This window comes from Halobiforma nitratireducens JCM 10879, from assembly GCF_000337895.1.
GTDB lineage: Archaea > Halobacteriota > Halobacteria > Halobacteriales > Natrialbaceae > Natronobacterium > Natronobacterium nitratireducens.
The window spans coordinates 1-18,464 of sequence record NZ_AOMA01000069.1; the positions used below are offsets into that span (position 1 = coordinate 1).

Genomic DNA, 18,464 nt, shown 5'->3' on the forward strand with positions numbered 1-18,464 from the left:
AAACCGACGCACATCCTCATTCAGCAATAGCTTTAGTCACGTCGATCCAGCCACCGCTGAAACATGGCTGCAAGCCTTCGCAGTCTGGTGGAATTCGCTTAACTAAACACGATGATTTCGGTAGACGTAACATCTAATGTGGGGGCTGCAGTAGGGACGGCTGGTGGTTTCGAATGGTAACTCACGGTAGGTGGTCCGGGGATGCGTGAAACCGAACGAACGTCGACGACGCTAACTACGGAGGCGACGCCATCGCTCGATCGCGTGTTCGACCTGCTATCGGATCGCCGGCGACGGTATGTACTGTACTACTTGAACGACCGGGACGACGGTGTCGCGACCATCGGCGAGATTACGAACCACATCTTGTCCCTCGAGCGTCGAGAGAGCGGTTCCACCATCGGTAGCGGTACCGAGGTCGACGCCGGTAGCGACTCCGAAACGGGAAGCGATATCGACGCCGGGACCGACTCGGCCGAACGAATTCGCACCGAACTGTGTCACGTCCACCTCCCGAAACTCGAGGAGGTCGGCGTCGTCGAACACGATCAACGAAGCGAAACCGTTCGGTATTGGACCCAGCCGTCGCTCGAGGAGTGGCTCGAACACGCCGAACACAAGGAGTTGTAACGGGTTCTCGCAGTGGTCGTGTCTCCGGAGAATGTGTCGATCGACGGGTGGCTCTGTCCACGATACGAACCCCTCCTCTCGTTGCTGAAAGATTTAAGAGTGCGTCCGTGGTGTAAGTCGACGCAACGCCGCCCACGAGACCGGACATCGGATCTCGTGAGCCGTGATATCGTTTCACTCCTCAACGTTTAACAGGGGTGGAACCATAGAACTGTCACAGGTGTGTACCTATGACTGACCACGAATTACCACCGCTCCCATACGACTACGACGCACTGGAACCAGCGATCTCCGAGCAGGTCGTCACCTGGCATCACGACACCCACCATCAGGGATACGTAAACGGTCTCAACGCCGCCGAGGAGACCCTCGCCGAGAACCGCGAGTCCGGCGACTTCGACTCGACGCCGGGCGCGCTCTCGAACGTGACCCACAACGGCTGTGGTCACTACCTCCACACGCTGTTCTGGAAGAACATGTCCCCGGACGGTGGCGGTGAACCCGAGGGCGACCTCGCCGACCGTATCAAGGAGGACTTCGGCTCCTACGAGGGCTGGAAAGGCGAGTTCGAGGCCGCTGCCGGCGCTGCCGGAGGCTGGGCGCTGCTGGTGTACGACCCGGTCGCCAAGCAACTGCGCAACGTCGCGGTCGACAAGCACGACCAGGGTGCACTCTGGGGCTCCCATCCGATCCTCGCGCTGGACGTCTGGGAGCACTCCTACTACTACGACTACGGCCCCGACCGCGGCAGCTTCATCGATGGGTTCTTCGACGTGGTCAACTGGGACAAGGCCGAAGAAGAGTACCAGACGTGTCTCGACCACTTCGAGTAAGCGCACGCGACGAGTAGCCGCTCCGACGACACGGTCGATCCCGATTTCTTTCGGCAGTTACACGCGAGCAACCCCGGGTGCGTTCCCGTCACAGAGGCCGGTACGAAGCTGGGCCGACGGAAGCGGTGGGTCGGATCGACCGGGCAATTTCTGGGGGTTCGGCGTGGTCGTCCCGTTCCAGTAGTCGACGTTCAGCGTCGTCGCCGACTTCCCCGAACTCGGCAGTCGGTACCATCGTTCGTGCCCCAGGGCATGGAGTTCGACGGAGTCTCGGGGCAGGTCCCGGAAGCGTCAAACGAGTAACTGTACGTCCGATTCGGCCATGTGCTGGAGGGCTGTCGCCGCGCCGACGCCGGTCGTGACCTCGTCGTAGAAGTCGTCTTCGTCGTAGTCCATCAACTCGACGGTCATCTGACAGGCCTGCAGGTCGACACCCTGGTCGAGCGCGAGGTCGACCAGTTCCTCGATGGTAGCAGTGTCGTTGTCGTCGATGCGCTTTCGCATCATCTTCGTCGCCATCGCATCCATCCCCGGCAGCGCGGCGACGGCGTTTGGCATCGGCATATTCGGGTTGCCGACCGCACTCAGCTTGAGGTTCTTCGAGTGTTCCTCATGAAGGATGTCGAGCCCCCAGAAGGTATGGAAGACGACGACCTCCCAGTCGAAGGCCGCCGCCGTACTCGCGAGGATCAGCGGCGGGTACGCCATATCGAGCGTGCCCTTCGTGGCGACGATCGTCATCTTCTGTCCGCCGTCGTCGGCCGTCTCGGCGACCGACTCCTCGAGTTCCGCGACCCGTTCGCGCAGGGCCTCGAGTTCCGCGGGGTCGAACTCGTCGGACGATGCCGTAGGGGTGTCCGTACTCATCGTCTTAGCTCGTCTTCTTCACGTAGTGTGTGTACGTGTCGTCGCCCTCGACCTGCTCGAGCAGTTCGACCCCGGCGGTTCCGTCGGCCCAGCCCTGGATGTCGCTCATACTTCCCGAATCGGTCGCGACGACCTCGAGCACTGCACCGGTCTCGAGATCGTCGATGGCCTGTTTCGTCTTGACGACGGGCATCGGGCAGGACTGTCCTTTTACGTCGAGCGTCTCCGTGGTATCGTGTTCCGAACTCATGTGTAATCGTCCCGCTCTATATTGGAGCTAATACACAATATTGCGTGTGGCTATAAAAGCGTGCCGGTCATTGTCCATCGCCTGAACAGCCGTCGTTCGACGGAACGTATTTTCTCCCTCGAAATAACTTCTCCGGCGATCTACCGTCAGTTCGCTGGTTTTGACTGTGGGAGGTGTATTGCTCTGTTGTTGAAATACCACACAAACGCTTAAGTGAGCGTAGCCGGTAGAAGGGAGTATACTCATGGACGAGTTCGACTTCCCGACGCCGGACGTGCCGGTCGACTCGGTGACGCCCGGCGAGTTGAAAGCACGTCTCGACGCGGCCGAAGCCGTGACGATTCTCGACGTGCGGATGGAAAACGAGTACGAAGAGTGGCGCATCGACGGCGATCCTGTCGAATCGATCAACGTCCCGTACTTTCATTTCCTCGACGAGGATATCGACGACGACGTTCTTGCACGAGTTCCGGACGACCGGGAGCTGACGGTCCTCTGTGCGAAAGGCGGCGCTAGCGAGTACGTCGCCGGCACGCTGGACGAACACGGGTACGAGGTCGACCACCTCGAGGAGGGAATGAACGGCTGGGCACGTATCTACGAGGCCGTCGAGGTCGAGCGGTACGACGGTCCCGGGACGGTCTTGCAGTACCAACGTCCCTCCTCGGGTTGTCTCGGCTACTTCGTCTACGACGACGGCGAGGCGGCCGTAATCGACCCGCTGTGGGCGTTCACGGACCGGTATCTCGAGGACGCGAACGAACTCGGCGTCGACCTGCAGTACGCGATCGACACGCACGTCCACGCGGATCACATCTCGGGGCTTCGTACACTCGCTGCGGAGGGCGTCGAGGGCGTCGTCCCCGAAGCTGCCGTCGATCGCGGCGTCACCTACGCCGACGAGATGCTGCTGGCCGAAGACGGCGACGAGTTCCAGGTCGGCGACGTCACCATCGAGACCGTTTCCACGCCCGGTCACACCTCCGGAATGACGTCGTACCTGATCGGCGACGCGCTGCTTGCGACCGGCGACGGCCTGTTCGTCGAGAGCGTCGCCCGCCCCGACCTGGAGGAGGGTGACGATGGCGCGCCAGAGGCGGCTACACAGCTTTACGAGTCGCTTCAGGAACGCGTGCTCACTCAGCCCGACGAGGTGCTGATCGGCGGCGCACACGTCAGCGACGCAGCCGACCCCGCCGAGGACGGCACCTACACCGCACCGGTCGGCCAGCTCGTCGAAGAGATGGACGCGCTGACGATGGACGAAGACGAGTTCGTCGAGTTGCTCCTCTCGGACATGCCACCCCGGCCGGCCAACTACGAGGACATTATCGCGACGAACCTCGGCCGACACGAGGTCGACGACGAGGAGGCGTTCGAACTCGAGCTCGGTCCGAACAACTGCGCCGCCAGCCAGGAATCCCTGGCCGGTGACTGACACGCTTTCTCCGCCGAATGGGACCTGAACTCTTCGCACCTGCGCTGTACGAGACGCTGTTCCCGGTCGGGATCAGCCGCTACGCCATCGGCGGACTGCTCGTCGGCCTCGGGGCGACCGTCATCTATCTCGGCACCGGCATTCCCGCAGGGGCGAGTACGTTTCTCGAGTCGACGCTGTCGTACGCCTCGGACCAGTCGCGGTTCCAGCAGTACGTTTCCTCACGGGACTGGCGGGTCGTCTTCACGCTCGGGATCGTCGCCGGCGCGTTCGTCTACGCGCTGACCTTCCAGTCCGGGCTGGTCTCGAGCGGGCTCTACGAGTCAGGAACGACCGGCCGGCTGTACGATGTCGGCGGGCTCTCGCTCTGGCTGACGGATGTCCAGCCGTGGCGGCTGTTCCTCGGGGGCGTGCTCGTCGGGATCGGCACGCGGCTCGGCAAAGGCTGTACGTCGGGCCACGGCGTCTGTGGCGTCGGCTCGGCTTCGAAGACGTCGATCGTCGGCGTGATCACGTTTCTGGTCGTGGCGATCGTGACGGCCCAGGTCGTGCTGGCACTGGGGGTGACGCCGTAGCCATGGCTGGCAGACATCCCCTGTTCGTGCCGCTGATCTTCGTCGGCGGCCTGATCTTCGGGTTCGGACTCGGATTTAGCCACATGGCTCGCCCCGAAGTCGTCCTGCAGTTCCTGCAGTTCGAGGACTTCGGCCTGCTGTTCGTCATGTTCGGTGCGGCGATCGTCACCGGAATCGCCTTCGCGGTGATGCCGCGGCTCCGCGATCGTGCGCCCCTGACCGACCGCCCCTACGGTCGGCGACTGAAGTCGCTCGATCGTAACGTCCTGATCGGCGGCGCGATCTTCGGCGTCGGCTGGGGACTCTCGGGAATCTGCCCTGGTGCGGCCTACGCCAGCCTCGGCGTCGGCAACGTCACGATCCTCTGGGCACTGGCCGGCATGTTCGTGGGCGCGTACGTCCAGGGCGTCGTCCGTTCCCAGCGGACGACGACGAACCGGGGCGTCTCGAGCGACGATTGAACTCCGCCACGTTCGCGAGCCGTTTGTGATTTTCATCAGATGGGAACGAGAGGGGGGACGATTGTATCCGGTATTCGTACATCCAACCATGAGCCAGCCGGCAACTGCAGACAAGGGGGGAGGGGGAGCCGCCGAGAGGGTCGAAGATCGGACGCTCAGGGTCGTCCTGGAGATCGTTCGCGGCGGGTCCTGTTTCATGGACGACCTCGACGGCGAAATCATCGACGCCGACGTCCGGTTCGAGAACGATCAGTGTCACTGCGACGTCTCCGTTCGCAAAGAGGACGAAGAGGGAGACCGAATCGAAACGAAGTTCGGCTCCGAGGAGATCTGCACTCACTGCCCAGGGGTTCTCTTCGCCAAGCACGACTGTATCCCGCGATTTCTCGGGATCGGAGATGGGTGGTTCGTCGTCGAGACGTACGCGGCTGACACGGATACCGTCTCGTCGCTGGTAACGGACATTCGACGGGCCTGCGAGCGAGTCACGGTCAAGAGTCTCGTCTCGACCAGCCGCGACGAACACGACGACGTCTGTACGATCGATATCTCGCCGCTGACGCCGAAACAGCGGGAGGCGGTCCACCACGCGCTCGAGTCGGGGTACTACGATCCCGATACGCGGGTGCCACTCGACGACCTGGCAGCGCAACTCGACATCTCCCCGTCGGCGCTCTCCCAGCGCCTTCGTCGGGCCGAGAGCAACGTCATGCGGCAGTTCTCCGAGAGTTGCGACTGTCTCGGCCCGGAGTAGGCGGACGTGACGGTCGCCGACTGCGTGTTTCCGCTTTTCGTCCGGGGACCGGCCTCGGTCGTCCGATCCCGTCGACGATCGTGACGCCGTCACATCCTATATAAAACCTTCATCGTTTCCGAGATATCGCTACCCCCTCGAGGCGGCTAGTTGTACGTGTATGAACAGCATCAATCGGCGGCGGTTCCTGGGTGCAGCCGGCGCGGTGGGTCTGTCCACGATCGCGGGCTGTACTGGTGAGGAACCCGAAGAAACGGTCGAGGAGGAGCCCGAACAGGAGACAGACGAGACCGGGGAAACGGTCGAGGAGGAACCCGAAGAGGAGCCCGACGAGGAGGATGCCGATCCGCCGGACCCGACGGCCACCGACAACGCCTTGATCGAACCGGCGACGTTCCACGAGTGGTACGAAGCGGGACTGGTGAACAACGACGACCCGAGCGGGTCCCACCGCGTCGTGACACTTCGAATCGACGACTGGTACCCCGAGGACGGCGCGATACAGTCGTTCGAAGACGGTCACGTTCCGGGCGCGGTCCCCTGGGAACCCAGTGCCATCCACGCCCAGCGCGAGGAGGGACTGGGCGTTGCGGCACCGATGGTCGCACCCGGCGACGTCATCGACGACGTCCTGCAGAAAGCCGGCGTCTGCCCGCGGACGACCCTCGTCGTCTCCGGGTCGAGTCCGCTCCGGCAGGCTCGAGGCTACTGGACGCTGCGGTACTGGGGCTTCCCCCGAGAGCGCGTCAAAGTACTCAACGGCGCGTACACCCGCTACGGTGAGGAGTACGACCTCGAGACGGGGGCCTTCGATCCGGCCGAAATCCCGGACTCGACGTTCAGCGTCCAGGCGAACGGGGAGCTGAACAACGACCTCCGGCTTGGCATCGGACAGATGATCCAGCGGGTCGACAACGTCAACGACGGCGAAAGCGACGACGTGATCCTCGAGAACCGGAGCGATCCGAAGCCGGACGTGATGATCCAGAACGCCATCTGGGACGATCCGGCGGGCGCTCACGAGGGAGATCACTTCCTCGATACCTTCGAAGAGGGCGCGTACTGGAAGGACGCGGATGCGGTTCGCTCCCACTACGACGACCTGGGTGTCTCGGCCGACGACACCATCCTCACGTACTGTGGCTCCGGCTACCGGGCCACGAAGAGCTTCTTCGCGCTCGACGGCATCCTCGAGTACGACGACGTGATGATGTACGACGGCTCGTGGGGCCAGTGGGTCCAGTACGCTGGCGACGACGTTCCCGAAGAGTGGCGCGTCGACATGCACGATCGGACCGACGGGGAGTTCGACGGCGGCGGTCTCGAGATCACCGTCGACGAGACCCCAGCGGTCGATTCGGCCGATGGCAACCAGCTCGAAGCGACCGACATGGAGTACATCGCCGGTGGTGACGTCGATATCGCCGACGGGGGCGGAGACGGCGGCGGCGATTTCGCGTGTTAGCTCGACGGGTCGGCTCCTCCCCCGCGGTGGGAGAAACCGGCCGTTCTCGAGCCTCGGTCACACGGAGAAACGACGACCCGCGCAGTTTCCTTTTTTCGATCGGACGCTCGAGTTCGTCGAGCGACTGGTGAGTATTGTGTCAGGAGTGAAATCACACACAGCTTACTTATAAAACCCAATTTGGTCCAGAGTGGGTGATACCGTCCCGCCGCCCCTCCGTTTAGATGGAGGGAACGCTATGCACCAGCTCTCACACTTCCGGCACGAACTGCCGGACAGGACGACGGATGCAGACGGTCGTGAACCGGTACCACCCGGGACGGACGTGCTCCGTTTCGGGCCGCAAACGGAGGTGACGGACCCGTGAGCGAACGCGATCGAGGCGGTGACGGGGTCGATCTCACCCGCCGGAGCCTGCTACAGACGGCTGGGGCTGCTGCGGTCGCGACGAGTCTCGGCGGCTGTCTCTCCGGCGACGAGAGCCCGGCGGCAGGCCCGAACGTCGACGAGGAGACGGCCTACGGCACCTGCTGGATGTGCCATCACGCCTGCGGTCAGAAACTGACCGTTCGCGACGGAACGGCCGTCGACATCACTGGCGTCGACGGACACCCACGAGGCAGCGCCGGCCCCGGAACCGAGGGCACGCTCTGTCCCAAGGGACAGGCCGAACTCGAGAAGCTGTACGATCCCGACCGGATCACACAGCCGTACATCCGTGAAGACGGTGAACTTCGCGAAGCCGACTGGGACGAGGCGTTCGAGTACACGGCCCGGCGACTCGAGGAGTTCGCGGACGAACACGGCTCGGAGAAGATGCTCGACGCGGCCAGTTGGTCGACGACGAACGTTCACAGTTACTTCTGGGGGAACCTGTACGGAACGCCCGAGCGGATCGGTCGCGGTCGACACGTCTGTCACGGCGGCTCGCACGTAAGTGGCGATCTGATGGGGATCGGGACGTCCGATATTCGGTTCGTCGACTACCAGCACTCCGACTACATCATCATGTGGGGCCGGAACGTCTTCGAGGCGTTCGCCGGCCAGTGGGAGGCAAAACAGCTCCTCGATGCCATAGACGACGGAGCGACGCTCGTCACCATCGATCCACAGCACACGCAGACGGCGGAGAAAGCCGACTACTGGCTCCCGATCGAGCCACGGACCGACGGTGCTCTCGCGCTGGCGATGGGCCACGTGATACTCGAGGAAGAACTGCACGACGAGGAGTTCATCGAAGAACAGACGTACGGGTTCGACAGTTACCGCGAGGCTGTCGAAGACAAGACGCCGGAGTGGGCCGCGGAGATCACTGGGATCGATGCCGACCTCATCCGCGAGATCGCGATCGGGTTCGCCGAGGCGGCTCCGGCAGCGGGGATCGCGATGTGGACCGGTGTCGGCCAGTACTCGGAAGCACAGAAGGCCTCACAGAACATCTTCGCGTTACACGGGCTCGTCGGAAACATCGACCGGCCGGGCGGGCTCCGCATGTGGCAACCGCCGGCGATGAGTCTGAACCCGTTCGCCGAACGGGGTATCGACCTCCCGAACAACGCGGCCGACAAGACCCCAGCTCTCCGCAAGTACGACGAGTACGCGGGCATCCCAGCGCGCCATCTCTCGGGGATCGTCCACGACCTGGTTCCCGAGATGGTGGACAACGGGCACATCATGGGGATGTTCAACCACTACGACAACCCGCTGAACGACGGCTCGACGCAGGCCTGGCTCGAGGCGGTCGAGACCATGGACCTCGTGATCACCATCGACGCGTACTGGAACGACCTCACCCGGAACGCCGACGTCGTCTTCCCCGAGGCGATCCAACTCGAGAAGGACACGCTGATCAACTACGCGCCGCTGTGGAGCGCCTACAACGATCGGACGTGGGTTACTGCCTCGAAGGCAGTTCACGAACCGATGGGTGAGTGCAAGTCGGGCTACCAGATCTACAAAGGGATCGCCGAGGAGATGGGCTGGGGCGAGTACTTCCCCTGGGAGAACGAGGCCGAGTACAGCGACGACATGCTGGCGAACATCGACTACTCGTTCGAGGAAGTGGCGGCGGAGAACTACGTCCTCCTCGACGAGTACGGCTACGAGCAGTGGGAAGATCGCGGCTTCCCGACCGCGACCGGGAGGTTCCAGTTCGATCTCGATCAAGAACACGAGTACCTGCAAGCCGCGATGGAAGCCGGGATCGAGACCGGCCCTCAGTGGCAACCACCGGGGACGTGGGGCCACGAGACCGACGAGGAGTACCCGCTGCACCTCTATGACACGCGCAGCGTGTTCTTTACGTTCTCTGCCGATCAGGTACTCGACCACCTCACAGAACAGTACGCCAGGAAACACGGTCTGGAAGCCGAAGACTACCGTGGCAACTACCTGGCCATCAATCCGGCTGACGCGGAGCCACGGGACATCGAAACCGGCGACATGGTGACCGTCGAGACGCCCACCGGATCGGGCGAACTCATGGCTTACGTCAGCGAACGGACCCGGCCCGGGTTCGCCACCGCCGAGTTCGGGTTCGGCACCGGAACCGGACACGAGGAAGGGACAAACACCATGATGCTTCACGACGGCCAGTTCGATCCGATATCGTCCCAGGTGGACAGACACATGCCTGGTGAAGTGCGGAAGAACGGAGGTGACTGACGATGGGCGAACAATGGATGTTCTACTTCGACCCGAACCGGTGTATCGGCTGCCACGCCTGTTCGGTCGCGTGCAAGCAGCGTCACGACCGGGACGCCGACGCCGACGACTGGCGGACGGTTACCCACGTCTCGAAGGGTGAGTATCCCGACTTCGAGCAGATACCGGTATCGATGTCGTGTATCTGTCTCTTATACACATCTCTGATGGCGCGAGGGAGGCNCATCAGAGATGTGTATAAGAGACAGCGTGACGAGGACGGCATCGTGACGGTCGATCGCGACCGATGTATCGGCTGTCACTACTGTGCGTGGGCCTGTCCCTACGGCGCGCCGACCTACGACGACGAGGGGCTGATGTCGAAGTGTAACTTCTGTCTCGGCGAAGGGCCGGGCGGCGGGCACGGACAGCCCGAACGCAAGACCCCCGAAGAGGGTGGAGCGGAGCCGGCCTGTGTCGCCGACTGCGTCGGTGACGCGATCAAGGCCGGGCCCAAAAGCGAGGTCATGTCGGAGGCGTCGGACCGTGCGGCCGAACGGTTCGAAGCCGGAGCCTACGAGGGGCGCGTCATCGTCGAACCGATGGCGGAGGACGCCGACCTCGCGGAGTCGATCCGCGAGGGTGAGACCGCCGCCGGTGCCGTCACGTACGAGGGGTGATCCCGATGAGCCCCGATCTCACCCAGGCGGCCGTCCTCGCCCCCGGGTTCGCCGAGCCCTACTGGCTCCCGGCCGACTACTGGGACCTCTCGATCCCGGTCTACCTGTTCCTGGCGGTCGTCGCCGGGGGCGGGTTCCTCACCGGCGCGTCCGCCTCGCTGCTGGGCTCGCGGACCGACGCGGACGCCGACGGCCTCGAGGGCGAACTCGCCCGATGGGGGTTCCTGGTTGCGGTCGTCGGCGCAGCCGGGGCGGGGCTTGCGGTGCTCTCGCACCTGGCAGTGATCCACCGGGCGCTGCTGTTCCCGATCTACCTGACGAACTTCGGGTCGTGGATCACAATCGGGACGTGGATCCTCGTCCTGTTGGCCGTGGTCGCCGTGCTCTCGCTGGCGTTCGAGGTGTTCGGCGAGGAGGCGGCCGACCAGGACGGCGCGAGCCTGTTCCCCCGGACGATCGTCGCCAAGCTAGGGTTGCTCGAGACGATCGACAGCCTCGTCGATCGCGTGCGACCGTCCGAGACGGTTCTGACGGGACTGTACGTCGTCGGGGGCGTGCTCGCGCTGGGAACGGTGTACACCGGATTCGAACTCGCCATCGTCGAGACGGTGCCGCTGTGGAACATGCCGGTCGTGGTTCCGGCGGCGTTTCTCCTGACCGGGCTCGCCTCCGGCGTGGGACTGACCGTCGCCGTGACGGCGCTGTTCGAACGCGAGGTGGACTCCGTCCTCGGCGGCTACGCCGTCGTGACTGGTCTGTGCTCCGGAATCGGTCTGGCAGTCGTCTGGTACGGCTGGACGGGGATCGCGACAAGCGACGCACCGGCTGCGGCCGCGTCTTCGGTCGCACTCTCGGAGGGGAGCCTCGCCGTCGGTTCGTGGCTCGTCGTCGTCGGTCTCGCCGTCGGTCTGCTGGCGGGGCTCGTCGTCGGCGGCGCAGCGTTGGTCGACAGACGGGTACCGGCACTCGAGCGCGCCGCGGTGCCGGCGCTGGTCGGCTCGTTCGGGCTGCTCGTGGTCGGCAGTCTGGCGCTGCGAATCGTACTGTTACTCGCGGCCCAGCAGGACCCGGTGGTGGTCGTCGGATGACGTCCGCGACGACACCGTCGGCCGCGACGGACGGACGCGGCGAGGTCGACCAGCGACGGACGCTCTCGGAGCTGTATGCGCTGCTCGCGACGTGTTTCGCCCACCCCGACGAGACGTTCCACCGCGCCGCCAGCAGCGGCGAGTTCGAAGCGCAAGTCCGCACTCGCCTCGAGCGACTCGAGCGACTCGAGCCGGACACGGATACAGATGCGGATGCGGACCCGCTTCCGGCTCCGTCGCCGCCCGTCGAACCCGATCTCGACGCACACAGGAAGGCGTATCTGCGGACGTTCGAGGGATTCGACGGCCCCTCGGCTCCGCCAGTCGAGTCGGTGTACGAACCGTGGTGGGACGGACAAGAGCGGGAACTGCTGTCCGGCCCCGCGGCAGTCGACGCTGAACGGCGGTACGAAGCGATCGACGCCGATCTCCCCGACGTTTACCCGGCGGACCACCTCGCCGTCTTACTCGAGTACGCGTCACTGGCCCTCGAGGCCGGGCGGGACGACGAGTACGCCGACTTCCACGCTCGCCACTTCGACTGGATCGACGCGTTCGCCGACCGCGTCGACGAGACGGCCGACGCACCGTTCTACGAGTGGACGGTCGACGTACTCGAGACAGTCGTTTTGACGGCCGAGCGGCGCTATCTGACCGACAAAGCGGGGGAGGACCGTGGTGATGCTGGATGAACGCAGCCGCCGACGAACGCCAGTTCCGAATGACGCTGTCGTGGACGGAGCCGGGCATCGGGAACGACATTCTCGAGTGTCTGGCGACGGCGACCGACGAGGGTGCCGTCTCGGTCGACGCAGTGGTGCGAACGGACGGTGTCCGGACGGGGCCCCGACAGTTGTCGATCGACGTCGGGCCGCTGACGCGAAAACAGCTCGAGGCGGCACGACTGGCGGTCGATGCGGGGTACTACGACGCACCGCGTCGCGCTCGACTGGCTGACCTCGCGGCGGAACTGGGTATCTCCGAGTCGGCGGTCTCCCAACGGCTGGCAAACGTCGAGCGGACGCTGATGCTGGCGCTTGCCGAGGCTGAGGCTGAAGCCGAGGCCGAGGCCGAGGACGGTGGGACACGTTGAACGGCCGGCTGCGGTCCGTCCGTCCGTCGTTCTCGTTCCGGCCCGTTCAGGCGTACTGTTCGATCAGTTGCTCGAGTCGTCCCTTGTTCTGTGCACCGACCAGCCGCTGGACCGGCTCCCCGTCCGCGTAGAGGACCAGCGTCGGCACGCTCTGTGCCCCGAGTTGCTGGGCCAGTTGCTGGTGGGCGTCGATATCGACTTTCGCGACTGCGGCGTCGGTTTCGGCCGCCAGCGCCTCGATCGTCGGCTCGAGCATCTGACAGGGGCCACACCAGTCGGCATAGCAGTCCACGAGCACCACGTCGTGTTCGGCTAGTACCTCGTCGAGGTGGCTCCGACCACCGATTCCGATCGGTTCCCCTGGCGTCTCGGCGGCGTCGTCACCCACTTCCCCGCCGTTCTCGAGACGCTGTTGGAGCTCCCGTTTCTTCCGTTCTCGGATTCGCTTTCGTTCCTCGTCCGGTAACTCGCTCATCGGGACGACGTACGGGCTCGACGGACATAAAATTGTTCAGACATCACAATACTATACTGTGGGGCGGAACGAGTCGAGACTCGGTTGCCGAACGACGGCCGATCACCAGCTCCGGTTGGCCGATACCGTACCGGCACTCTATAGTCCCAACTGCAACGAGTTTGCACACCGAGTGCCGATCCGTCTGGCGATCAGGTGCGCACTGACTTGCAATGGCTACTATACAAAAAGGGTCGATCGGACGGCGGCGTCCGTCCTCACGGACCCGGTACTTTCCCGAACGGCCTCACGGTGACGCGTCAGAGGCGTGCGTTCCGTGAGACCGGGTGGACGTTCACGCAGGTCCGTAGTTATCGTTTCGGCCGTCACGCCGAGGGCGGCCGCTGGGGTCGCCGTATCGGGTACGGTCAGCTTTCCGGGCTCGGCGACTGCAGCCGCGAGAGGTACGACGCCAGGTCAGTCGTCGTAACGATCCCGATGACGCCCTCCGTCTCGTCGACGACGGGGACGTGTTTGAACCCGTGCTCGATCATCAGGTCCGCGACATCACGGATCGAATCCTGGGCCGACACAGTGACGACATCGGTGGTCATGTACCGCGAGACGGTCGTCTCCGCTTTCGGGTGACTCTGTGCGACGATGTTCACGAAGTCGGTCGTGGTGAGTATCCCCTCGAGGCCCCCGTCCTTGTCGACGACGATAACCGAGCCGATCTCGTTGTCGAGCATCGCCTGGCCGGCGTCCTCCACCAGGGTGTCCGGTGTGACGGTGTGCAGCGACGAGGACATGACTCGCGCCACAAAAATGTCTTCCATACGGAAGCGTTGTCAGGTAGCGCTATTAAGCGTTGGCGAACCGGAACGGCTACGCCCGCTGTCGTCGTCGGAACCGACAGCACAGAGAGCGGCTGTACTCGTGGCTCCCGGGCGAGATATCGTTCGACGACAGTCCCACTCGGTCACGGTCGCAGCCTCCCCGTTCGAATCACATCCTCAACCTTTACGCTTCGCACCCAATATTGCCAGGTATGCAGATCAACGAGGCCGTCATCGATCGCCTGGTGGCAAACGACATCAGCGTGCTGTTCGGAATCCCCGGCAAGCAGACGTTGCCGTTGAACGAGTCGGTCAGCGAGCGCGAGGACGTCGAGTTCGTGATGGCTCGCCACGAGACCGCAGTCTCCCATCAGGCGTGGGGATACGCCGAGACCAGCGGCGAGATGGCCGCGACGGTCGTCATCCCCGGTCCCGGTGACATGAACGCGATGAACGGCCTGAAGAACGCGAAAAACGACTGTACACCGCTGCTTCACATCGCAGTCGAGACCGAGCCCGACATTCGCGGCGGCGACGGCATCCACGAGACCCCACCCGACACCTACGACAACGTCGTCAAGGAGAACATCACTGTCGAGACGCCCCACAGCACGGTCGCCGAACTCCAGCGTGCGATCGACATCGCCCGCACACCACCGAACGGACCGGTCCGTGTCGGTATCCCGAAGAACTTCCTCCCCATGGACGTGCCGCTTGCCACACCTGCCGACTCCGTGGCTGCGCCCCACGCAGACGACGCCGCGGACGAGGTTCCGCGCGACGAACTCGAGGCCGCCGCCGACCTCCTCGCGGACGCGACGGCTCCGATCGTCGTCGCCGGCGGCGGCGTCCGATCGGCCGAGGCGAGCGACGAACTCCGCTCGCTCGCGGAACGGCTCGAGGCTCCGGTTATCACGACGTACAAGGGCAAAGGCGTCTTCCCGGACGATCACGATCTCGCGGCGGGGACGCTGTGTGGGGGCACCGGAACGGCAGTCAAGGAGTGTCTCGCCGAAGCCGACGCGGCGCTCGGCGTCGGCACCGACTTCGACGCGGTGACGACGAAAGCCTGGTCGATCGACGTACCCGACGATCTCGTCCACGTTACGCTCGAGGCCGCGGACATCGGTACTGGCTACGAGCCGACGGTCGGAATCGTCGCCGACGCCGCGGCGACGCTGGCGGCCATAGAGGAGACACTCGCCGAGCGTGGGCTCGCCGCCGACGCCGGCGACGAACGCGCCCGGCGCGCTCGAGCAGGCACGCGAGCCCGCATCGAAGAGCTACGGGAGGGTGACGAGCCGCCGCTTACGTCCGTCAGTGCTCTCGATGCACTCCGCGATGCGATCCCGCGGGATGCGGTCGTTGCCGCCGACGCGGGCGGGTTCCGCCTCTGGACGCTGGTCGCGTTCGAGGCCTACGATCCTCGCGACTACGTCAACCCCGGTTCGTGGGCGACGATGGGGACCGGCGTCCCGTCGGCGATCGGCGCGGCCGCGGCGAATCCCGACCAGGACATCGTCGCGCTCACCGGTGATGGCGGCCTGATGATGTGTATCCACGAACTCCACACGATAGCCGAGGAGGGATTCGACGTCACCGTCGTCGTTCTCAACAACGCCGACTACGCGATCATCAGCGAGGAGGCCGAGCGTAGCTACCGGATGGACGCCGGCGAGTACGGCTGGGAGGGTGTTCCGATCGACTTCACGACCGTCGCCGACGGTATGGGTCTCGAGACGATGCGGGCCGAGACGCCCGAGGAGATCGAGTCGACGGTCACGGAGGCCGTCGACAGCGATGGCCCGACGCTGGTCGAAGTACCGACCGATCCGTCCGAACCACAGGCGAGTGTCTGGATGAACGAGTAGCGTTCGGCTCTCGGCCCCCAGCTCCCAGCTCCCGGCTCTCGGCTTCCGGATCGACGGCACTGCGTCCGCCTGCTCGGCCACGAAACCGTTCAATTCTGCCGGTTTCGCCCGTCTGGAGTTAGCAACCGTTATGCATGCGGCTCTCCGTCTGTCGACACACATGAGTACGGAGCAGTCGGGCGGAATGAACGACAACGATAGATCCATCACGGGGTTCGTGATGATCTCCCACGCCGTCGTTCATACCTACGAGCTCTCGATTCCGATCTTGATGGTGATCTGGCTCGCCGAGTTCGGGGTAGGGACGGCGATTCTCGGCACCGCGGTCGCGGTCGGCTACGGCCTGTTCGGCATCGGCGCGTTGCCCGCCGGCGTCCTCGTCGACAGGTTCGGCTCCCGCGAACTCGTGTTGGTCTGTCTCGCCGGAATGGGTGGCTCGTTCCTCCTGTTGAGCATCGCACAGGGCGTCTGGTCGATCACCCTCGCGCTCTGTGTCTGGGGAATCGCGGCCAGCATCTACCACCCCGCCGGTCTCTCGCTGATTTCGACCGGCGTCGAACAACGGGGCACCGGCTTCGCCTACCACGGGATGGCCGGTAACTTCGGCATCGCGTTCGGGCCGCTGATCACCGCCGTGTTGCTGCTGTTTTTCGACTGGCGAGTCGTCACCACTCTCCTCGTGGTGCCGTCCGTGATCGCGATCGCCTACGCGATTACCGCCAGTTTCGACGAGAAGGCAGCCGTGCGTGCTGACGGCGGCACCGATACGGACGATCCCGACCCCGACGACGGGAGCCCGACCTCCCTGTCCGGGTTCGTCGCGGATAGCCGCGCCCTGTTTACTTTCGGGTTCACGATCGCGATCCTCGTGGTGATGATGAACGGGCTGTTCTACCGTGGAACCCTGACGTTCCTGCCGGACGTGCTGAGCGACTTCCTGCCGGATGTCGCCGACCAACTGCAACTGTTCGATCCCGATAGCCCGATGGCCGAGGAGTTCGACCCGGCCTCGTACCTCTACGCCGGGCTGTTGATGGTCGGGATGGCCGGCCAGTACGTCGGCGGCAAGCTGACCGACCGGATTCCGACCGAGACTGGACTGATCGCGATCTTCGGCTCGCTGGCCGTCGTCGCCGTCCTCTTCGTCCCGGCCGCCGAGGCCGGGATGACATCGCTGTTGCTCGTCAGCGCAGTGCTCGGATTCTTGCTGTTCTCCCTGCAGCCGATGTACCAGGCGACGATCGCCGAGTACAGCCCACCCGGCGACCGCGGTCTCTCGTATGGCTACACCTACCTGGGCACCTTCGGTATCGGCGCTGCCGGGGCGGCGATCGCCGGCTACCTCCTCGAACTCACCACGGTGATGGGGACGTTCGTCGGCCTCGCGGTGTTCCCCGCGCTGGGTGCCGTGCTGGCGGTCGTCCTCTACCGGTACGGCACGCGTCGGGTCTGACCCACAGCGCCGAGCGGCGGTCGTCGGCGCGTTCGTCCGGCGGTCGATCGATGTGGTGTGTCGTCGTCTTCGACGGTTCGACTCCGACTTTGACTCTGACTCCCCTGCGTGCTTGCTCTTTTCTCCACTTCGACGGGATCGCCCGTCAGCTCCGGGGTTCGCCCGTGGCGAAACTGAATCCGAACGGCAACGGCGGTCCCCGCGAGTGCTGCCCCGCCGGGACTGTCCGACCATACCCCCGCGGCCGGGTGCCACGCGTTCGAAAGGCGTTAAAGGTCCTCTCCCGTTCGTTTGGCCTATGGGGTCGAACAGCGACGAGGGGGCCGGAATCAAGGCGACGGAGACGACGTTTGCCATCGTCGAAACGCTCGCCGACCTCGAGCGGGCGCGGTTGACGGAGATCGCCGACGCGGTCGGTATCGCCAACAGCACGGCGTCGGACCACCTCCGGACGCTCCGTGAGCACGGCTACGTCGTCGCGGACGACGAGGGGTACCGCCTCGGGCTCGCGTTCATGGACACGGGAACGCGGGCAAAGCGGTACTACCGGGACCTCCTCGAGGCCGCGGACCCGGTGCTCGAGCAGTTGGTCGAGGAGACCAACGAGACCGTCAACCTCGTGGCCGAGGAGAACGGGGAGGGGGTCTACGTGGATCGTCGCGTCGGCGAACGCGGCGTCCCGACCGATTCGTGGGTCGGCAGGCGAAAGCCCCTGCACACGATTTCGGCCGGGAAAGCGATCCTGGCGGAGCTTTCCGAGCAGCGCCGCGACGACATCCTCGATCACGGGCTGGCTGCGCCGGCCGAACGGACGATCACCGACCGGGCGGAACTCGAGGCGGAGCTCGCTTCGGTCCGGGACGACGGCGTCGCGTTCAACGATCGGGAGTCCCACGGGCGGATTCGGGCCGTCGGCTCCCCCATCGTCCTCGAGGACGAGGTAGACGCCGCGGTCTCGGTCGCGGGGCCTGCAAAGCGGCTCACAGACGACTACTTCCGGGAGGAGATACCGTCCCTGCTGCAGGGTGCGGTCAACGAGATCGAACTGAAGCTCACCTACCGGTGACGGCGTC

19 protein-coding genes and 1 pseudogene are annotated in these 18,464 nt (G+C 64.6%); 16 read left to right on the forward strand and 4 right to left on the reverse strand.

Annotated elements, in window-relative coordinates:
- The 3 genes and pseudogenes from C446_RS18610 to sod form a co-directional block, all read left to right on the forward strand.
- Positions 1-106 (forward strand): annotated as a pseudogene (locus C446_RS18610) (IS6 family transposase); the annotation flags it as partial.
- Positions 107-201: 95 nt separating this feature from the next.
- The gene (locus tag C446_RS06300) at positions 202-630 is read left to right on the forward strand and encodes a DUF7344 domain-containing protein (protein WP_006672244.1); all 429 of its coding nucleotides are present in this window, start codon (positions 202-204) and stop codon (positions 628-630) included.
- 230 nt (positions 631-860) lie between these two features.
- Positions 861-1,463 (forward strand): superoxide dismutase, encoded by a 603-nt coding sequence (gene sod / locus C446_RS06305; RefSeq protein ID WP_006672245.1) that lies wholly within the window; start codon positions 861-863, stop codon positions 1,461-1,463.
- A gap of 291 nt (positions 1,464-1,754) precedes the next feature.
- On the opposite strand, the gene C446_RS06310 is transcribed toward sod, so the two are convergent.
- Positions 1,755-2,330: a DsrE/DsrF/DrsH-like family protein gene (locus C446_RS06310; protein WP_006672246.1), complete on the reverse strand. Its 576-nt coding sequence runs from the start codon at positions 2,328-2,330 to the stop codon at positions 1,755-1,757.
- A 4-nt stretch (positions 2,331-2,334) separates the two neighbouring features.
- Positions 2,335-2,580 (reverse strand): sulfurtransferase TusA family protein, encoded by a 246-nt coding sequence (locus C446_RS06315; RefSeq protein WP_006672247.1) that lies wholly within the window; start codon positions 2,578-2,580, stop codon positions 2,335-2,337.
- A 244-nt stretch (positions 2,581-2,824) separates the two neighbouring features.
- On the opposite strand from C446_RS06315, the gene C446_RS06320 reads away from it, so the two are divergent.
- From C446_RS06320 to C446_RS20235, 10 genes are all read left to right on the forward strand, one after another.
- Positions 2,825-4,018, forward strand: a complete 1,194-nt coding sequence (locus C446_RS06320) for an MBL fold metallo-hydrolase (RefSeq protein WP_006672248.1) — start codon at positions 2,825-2,827, stop codon at positions 4,016-4,018.
- Positions 4,019-4,035: 17 nt separating this feature from the next.
- Entirely contained in the window at positions 4,036-4,593 is a 558-nt protein-coding gene (locus tag C446_RS06325; RefSeq protein ID WP_006672249.1) for a YeeE/YedE family protein, read from the forward strand.
- A gap of 2 nt (positions 4,594-4,595) precedes the next feature.
- Positions 4,596-5,054: a YeeE/YedE family protein gene (locus C446_RS06330; protein WP_006672250.1), complete on the forward strand. Its 459-nt coding sequence runs from the start codon at positions 4,596-4,598 to the stop codon at positions 5,052-5,054.
- Positions 5,055-5,142: 88 nt separating this feature from the next.
- On the forward strand, positions 5,143-5,808 hold the full coding sequence (locus C446_RS06335) for a helix-turn-helix domain-containing protein (protein ID WP_006672251.1): 666 nt from the start codon (positions 5,143-5,145) through the stop codon (positions 5,806-5,808).
- A 160-nt stretch (positions 5,809-5,968) separates the two neighbouring features.
- Positions 5,969-7,273, forward strand: a complete 1,305-nt coding sequence (gene extH / locus C446_RS06340; RefSeq protein ID WP_006672252.1) for a selenite/tellurite reduction operon rhodanese-like protein ExtH — start codon at positions 5,969-5,971, stop codon at positions 7,271-7,273.
- 363 nt (positions 7,274-7,636) lie between these two features.
- Positions 7,637-9,937 (forward strand): molybdopterin-containing oxidoreductase family protein, encoded by a 2,301-nt coding sequence (locus tag C446_RS06345; RefSeq protein ID WP_006672253.1) that lies wholly within the window; start codon positions 7,637-7,639, stop codon positions 9,935-9,937.
- A 17-nt stretch (positions 9,938-9,954) separates the two neighbouring features.
- Complete coding sequence (locus C446_RS06350; RefSeq protein WP_455349922.1) at positions 9,955-10,596, forward strand: 4Fe-4S binding protein; 642 nt, start codon at positions 9,955-9,957, stop codon at positions 10,594-10,596.
- Between the two features lie 5 nt (positions 10,597-10,601).
- Complete coding sequence (locus C446_RS06355) at positions 10,602-11,684, forward strand: dehydrogenase (protein ID WP_049920073.1); 1,083 nt, start codon at positions 10,602-10,604, stop codon at positions 11,682-11,684.
- The gene (locus C446_RS06360) at positions 11,681-12,376 is read left to right on the forward strand and encodes a TorD/DmsD family molecular chaperone (protein ID WP_006672256.1); all 696 of its coding nucleotides are present in this window, start codon (positions 11,681-11,683) and stop codon (positions 12,374-12,376) included. Before C446_RS06355 ends, C446_RS06360 begins: the two co-directional genes overlap by 4 nt.
- Positions 12,373-12,777 (forward strand): helix-turn-helix domain-containing protein, encoded by a 405-nt coding sequence (locus C446_RS20235; protein ID WP_006672257.1) that lies wholly within the window; start codon positions 12,373-12,375, stop codon positions 12,775-12,777. The genes C446_RS06360 and C446_RS20235 overlap by 4 nt, the downstream gene beginning before the upstream one ends.
- A gap of 46 nt (positions 12,778-12,823) precedes the next feature.
- Here C446_RS20235 and trxA read toward each other — a convergent pair whose 3' ends face one another.
- Positions 12,824-13,252 (reverse strand): thioredoxin, encoded by a 429-nt coding sequence (gene trxA, locus C446_RS06370; RefSeq protein ID WP_006672258.1) that lies wholly within the window; start codon positions 13,250-13,252, stop codon positions 12,824-12,826.
- 407 nt (positions 13,253-13,659) lie between these two features.
- Positions 13,660-14,067 (reverse strand): CBS domain-containing protein, encoded by a 408-nt coding sequence (locus C446_RS06375; RefSeq protein ID WP_049920072.1) that lies wholly within the window; start codon positions 14,065-14,067, stop codon positions 13,660-13,662.
- Positions 14,068-14,279: 212 nt separating this feature from the next.
- On the opposite strand from C446_RS06375, the gene C446_RS06380 reads away from it, so the two are divergent.
- The 3 genes from C446_RS06380 to C446_RS06390 all read left to right on the forward strand — a co-directional run bounded on the left by C446_RS06380 (position 14,280) and on the right by C446_RS06390 (position 18,457).
- Positions 14,280-15,938 carry a thiamine pyrophosphate-binding protein gene (locus C446_RS06380; RefSeq protein ID WP_006672260.1) on the forward strand — a complete coding sequence of 553 codons (1,659 nt, stop codon included), beginning with the start codon at positions 14,280-14,282 and terminating at the stop codon, positions 15,936-15,938.
- Positions 15,939-16,098: 160 nt separating this feature from the next.
- Complete coding sequence (locus C446_RS06385) at positions 16,099-17,391, forward strand: MFS transporter (RefSeq protein WP_006672261.1); 1,293 nt, start codon at positions 16,099-16,101, stop codon at positions 17,389-17,391.
- Between the two features lie 298 nt (positions 17,392-17,689).
- Complete coding sequence (locus tag C446_RS06390; RefSeq protein WP_006672262.1) at positions 17,690-18,457, forward strand: IclR family transcriptional regulator; 768 nt, start codon at positions 17,690-17,692, stop codon at positions 18,455-18,457.
- Positions 18,458-18,464: the final 7 nt, after the last annotated feature.